5 protein-coding genes are annotated in these 3,817 nt (G+C 64.8%); all 5 read right to left on the bottom strand.

Annotated elements, in window-relative coordinates:
• On the bottom strand, window positions 1–514 hold a 514-nt coding region (locus ABI213_RS11735; RefSeq protein ID WP_348027223.1), incomplete at its 3' end, for a histidine phosphatase family protein.
• Between the two features lie 10 nt (window positions 515–524).
• A complete protein-coding gene (locus tag ABI213_RS11730; RefSeq protein ID WP_348027221.1) occupies window positions 525–1,139 on the bottom strand; it encodes a DUF4136 domain-containing protein in 615 nt (204 codons plus the stop codon).
• The gene (gene ttcA, locus ABI213_RS11725; RefSeq protein ID WP_348006676.1) at window positions 1,136–2,095 is read right to left on the bottom strand and encodes a tRNA 2-thiocytidine(32) synthetase TtcA; all 960 of its coding nucleotides are present in this window, start codon (window positions 2,093–2,095) and stop codon (window positions 1,136–1,138) included. The genes ABI213_RS11730 and ttcA overlap by 4 nt, the downstream gene beginning before the upstream one ends.
• A 60-nt stretch (window positions 2,096–2,155) precedes the next feature.
• Window positions 2,156–2,908 carry a transporter substrate-binding domain-containing protein gene (locus ABI213_RS11720; RefSeq protein WP_348006675.1) on the bottom strand — a complete coding sequence of 251 codons (753 nt, stop codon included), beginning with the start codon at window positions 2,906–2,908 and terminating at the stop codon, window positions 2,156–2,158.
• Between the two features lie 45 nt (window positions 2,909–2,953).
• A partial coding sequence (locus ABI213_RS11715; protein ID WP_348027219.1) for a GGDEF domain-containing protein occupies window positions 2,954–3,817 on the bottom strand: 864 nt, incomplete at its 5' end.

Here is a 3,817-nt window from a genome sequence, read left to right as displayed (position 1 = left end):
GCGGGGCTTGCAGGCCCTGGCCGGTGGCGGCGCGGTACAGCACGTCCATCACGCCGCCGTGGGCCACCACCGCGATCAGCTCGCCGGGGTGGCGCGCGGCCAGGGCGTTCACGCAGGCCAGCACGCGGTCGCGAAAATCGTTCAGGCATTCGCCGCCTTCGGGGGCAAAGGCCGGGTCGCGCTTGCGCCACCGCAGGGCTTGTTCGGGCAGGCGGGCTTCGATCTCGGCAAAGCTGTGGCCCTGGAAGATGCCAAAGCTGCGTTCGCGCAAGTCCACGTCGGTGGTGATGGGCAGGTCGAGCGCCCCGGCCACGGCCTGCGCCGTTGCAAAGGCCCGCAACAGGTCACTGGCGTAGACGGTGGTGACGGGTTCACCCGCCAGCGCCAGCGCCAACTGCTGGGCTTGCCAGCGGCCGGTGTCGTTCAGGGGGATGTCGAGCTGGCCCTGGATGCGGCTGTCGACGTTCCAGGCGGTTTCGCCGTGGCGGATGGCGATGATGCGGGTGGCGTCCATCAGGTGGCTTTCACTTCGGGGCGGGGGCCGGTGCGGTGTCTACGGTAATGCGTTGCAGGCCCGCGGGCGGATTCGGAAAACCATGCAGCGCGGCGGTGACCATGGCGGGGATCAGGTCGCTGCCGATGGGCCAATTGCTGTCTTGGCTGGCCTGGGTTTCGTACACTACCTGGCCGGTGGCGAGGTCGCGCAGCACCAGGCTGAGCAGGCGCTGGTAGCTGCGCACTTCCATGGGCACCATCGGCATCATGGGGGCCATGAAGGGGCCGTGCATGCCCCGGCCGCCGCCCATCCAGGGGCCGCGCCGACCCCATGGACCGTATGGGCGGTCCCAGGTGCTCTCGGTCAGCATCTGGGTGCTGATCTGCAGGCTGTAGCGGGCGTTGGCGGTGTCCAGCACCAGCCCGGCTTGCGCCAGGGAGGGCAGGGCCAGTTGTTCCACCGCGTCTTGGCTGGCGATGTCGATTTGCTGAGAAGGCAGGCGCTCGAAGCGGAAACTTAAAGGGCGGGGCACGGGGCTGGTCCAGCTGGCGAAGCTTTGCACGTCGTTGTCTACCCGGGTGATGCTGGCGCAGCCGCCGAGCAGCACCGCAGCCGCCAAGGTGAGGGCGCGCCAGCCGGTCATAGGTGCACCACTTGCAGACCACCGGGCAGACCGGGCAGGCCCGCGGGAGGGAAGCTGGGCGCATCAAAGGCCTGGTCACCGTCATCACTGGGCACGCCGGTGGTTTGCAGGCCTTCGAAGTCGTAGCGGCTGCGGTCCATCAGGTGCGAGGGCACGACGTTTTGGAGCGCGCTGAACATGCTTTCAATGCGGCCGGGGTGCTTCTTTTCCCACTCTTGCAGCATCTGGGCGATTTGCTTGCGTTGCAGGTTCTCCTGGCTGCCGCACAGGGTGCAAGGGATGATGGGGAACTGCTTGTGGGTGGCCCAGCGGGTCAGGTCTTTCTCCGCCACGTAGGCCAGCGGGCGGATGACGATGTGGCGGCCATCGTCGCTGACCAGCTTGGGCGGCATGCCCTTAAGTTTGCCGCCGAAGAACATGTTCAAAAAGAAGGTTTGCAGCATGTCGTCGCGGTGGTGGCCCAGTGCGATCTTGGTGGCGCCCAGCTCGTCGGCCACGCGGTACAAAATGCCGCGGCGCAGGCGGCTGCACAGGCCGCAGGTGGTTTTGCCCTCGGGGATCACGCGCTTGACGATGCTGTAGGTGTCCTGGTTTTCGATGTGGAACGGCACACCCAAGGCGGTGAGGTAGGTGGGCAGTACGTCGGCGGGGAAGCCGGGCTGCTTCTGGTCGAGGTTGACGGCGATGATGTCGAAGTGGATGGGCGCGCGGGCCTTGAGCTTGAGCAGGATGTCCAGCATGGCGTAGCTGTCTTTGCCGCCGCTCACACACACCATCACCTTGTCGCCTTCTTCCACCATGTTGTAGTCCACGATGGCTTTGCCCATCTCGCGGCACAGGCGTTTCTCTAACTTATGCGTTTCGCGTTCGATCTTGAAATCGGGGGCGGCAGGGGAAGCTGTGGAAAGTGGGGAGGAGGGGGCGGCAACCTCGTCGGTGGTCCATACGGCGCTCATAGGGGGCAATCGGTACTTAAAAATGCTGATTATCCCGCGTCGTGTCTTTCCTGTGCCAGATCAGGGTGCTTTGCTGACCGTGGCCTTGGTTTCCATCGTGCGTTGTACCGTGCCGTTGGCCTTGAGTTGCTTGAACGCAGCCTGGGTGCGCTGCACCACGGCGGACGGGGTGGCCAAGCTGTAGGCCATGTACACACCGGTGGTTAGTGCGTCCAGGGTCAGTACCCGCTCCAGCCCAGCGCAATCGAAAGCGGTGGCGCGGCACTGGGCCTCGGCACCGGCTTCGCTGAGGGGCACCATGTCCACTCTGCGCTTGAGCAGCTGGGCAAAGTTTTCGGTGGTTTGTGCTGACATCACCAGCCGGGTAAAGCCTTGCTGCTGCAGGTACTGGTGGCGCAAGTCGTCGCGCATCACGCCGATGGTGTATTGGCGCGCAGCGTCCAGATTGCTGGCCCGGATGTCGACGCGTTCGCGCAGCTTGTACAGGTAGTAGCGGATCTGCATGAATTCACCAACCCACTGGAATTTGGCCTCACGCTCGGGCGTGCGGCCTAGCAGGTAGATCAGTACATTGGGTTCGTTCAGCGCCATGTCATAGGCGCGGGCCCAGGGGTACATGTTCAGCCGGTAGTCTTTGATGCCCGCCAGTTGCAGGGTTTTTTCCAACACTTCGGTGGCTGGACCGGCAATTTTGCCGTCCTGCATGAAGACGAACGGGGTGGTCTCGGTCACCACCTGTACCGTCTGTGCCCAGGGGCTCAGCGGTAGCCATAGGGCCCAGGCAAGTAGGCCGACGCGCCATGCAGAGTTCATGCGGGGTTACTGTGGTGTGAAGAGAAAAAGGGGCCGAGCGGACGCTTATGCCAGGGCTTGGCCGTGTACCACGACCCGGTTGCGGCCGGTGTGTTTGGCTTGGTAGAGGGCTTTGTCGGCTTGGTCGAACAGGGTGTCGAACTTGTCCACCTGGCGGGCGTCGAGTTGCGCCAGGCCGATACTGATGGTGACCACGGGTGCGGCTTCGGAGTTGCGGTGGGCGATGCCCAGGTCGGCCACGGCACGCAGCAAATGGGCGGCCAGCAGAGTGCCTTGGGTGGCATCGGTGGCGGGCAGCAGCACGGCAAATTCTTCGCCGCCAATGCGTGCCAGCAGGTCCCCGGCCCGGGCACTGCCGGCCCCCAATGCGGTGGCGACGCTGCGCAGGCACTGGTCGCCGCTGGCGTGGCCATAGGTGTCGTTGTAGCGCTTGAAGGAGTCAATGTCGCAGACCAGCAGGGTCAGCGGGTGGCAGGTGCGCAAGGCGCGGCGGAACTCGATCTCCTTCATTTCGTCGAATTGGCGGCGGTTGGCCAGGCCAGTCAGCGGGTCGGTGCGGGCCAGGCTGTTGAGCCGGGTGTTGGTGTCTTCCAGCTTGCTGTTGGCGGTTTCGAGCGCAGCCGTGCGTTCGCGCACCAGTTCGGCCAGGTTGTCGCGGTGGGCCAGCAGTTCTTTTTCGTCGCGCTGGCGCTGCTCCAGGTAGTCGGACAGCGTGGTTTGCAGCTGGTTGACGCCGCCCACTAGCTGCGACAACTCATCTTGCCGCGAAGTATGGCGGTCGAGGGTCAGCAGCTGGCGCAGATTGGCGGGGGTCAACTGGCCCAGATGCTGGGCGATGCGGCGCACGTGCACCGTCACCAGCCGGTTCAGCAGCAGCATGATCAGGATGGCCAGCAGCAGCGACTGGGC

The organism is Rhodoferax sp. (assembly GCF_039922535.1).
Classification (GTDB): Bacteria; Pseudomonadota; Gammaproteobacteria; order Burkholderiales; family Burkholderiaceae_C; genus Rhodoferax_B.
The sequence above is the reverse complement of the archived record's forward strand: the minus strand, read 5'-3'. Positions and strand labels throughout refer to the sequence as shown.

What these genes read in the sequence shown, in the direction of transcription:
- ABI213_RS11730 (WP_348027221.1), bottom strand. Translation starts at nt 1,139, where the DNA reads ATGACCGGCTGGCGCGCCCTCACCTTGGCGGCTGCGGTGCTGCTCGGC.
- ttcA (WP_348006676.1), bottom strand. Translation starts at nt 2,095, where the DNA reads ATGAGCGCCGTATGGACCACCGACGAGGTTGCCGCCCCCTCCTCCCCA.
- ABI213_RS11720 (WP_348006675.1), bottom strand. Translation starts at nt 2,908, where the DNA reads ATGAACTCTGCATGGCGCGTCGGCCTACTTGCCTGGGCCCTATGGCTA.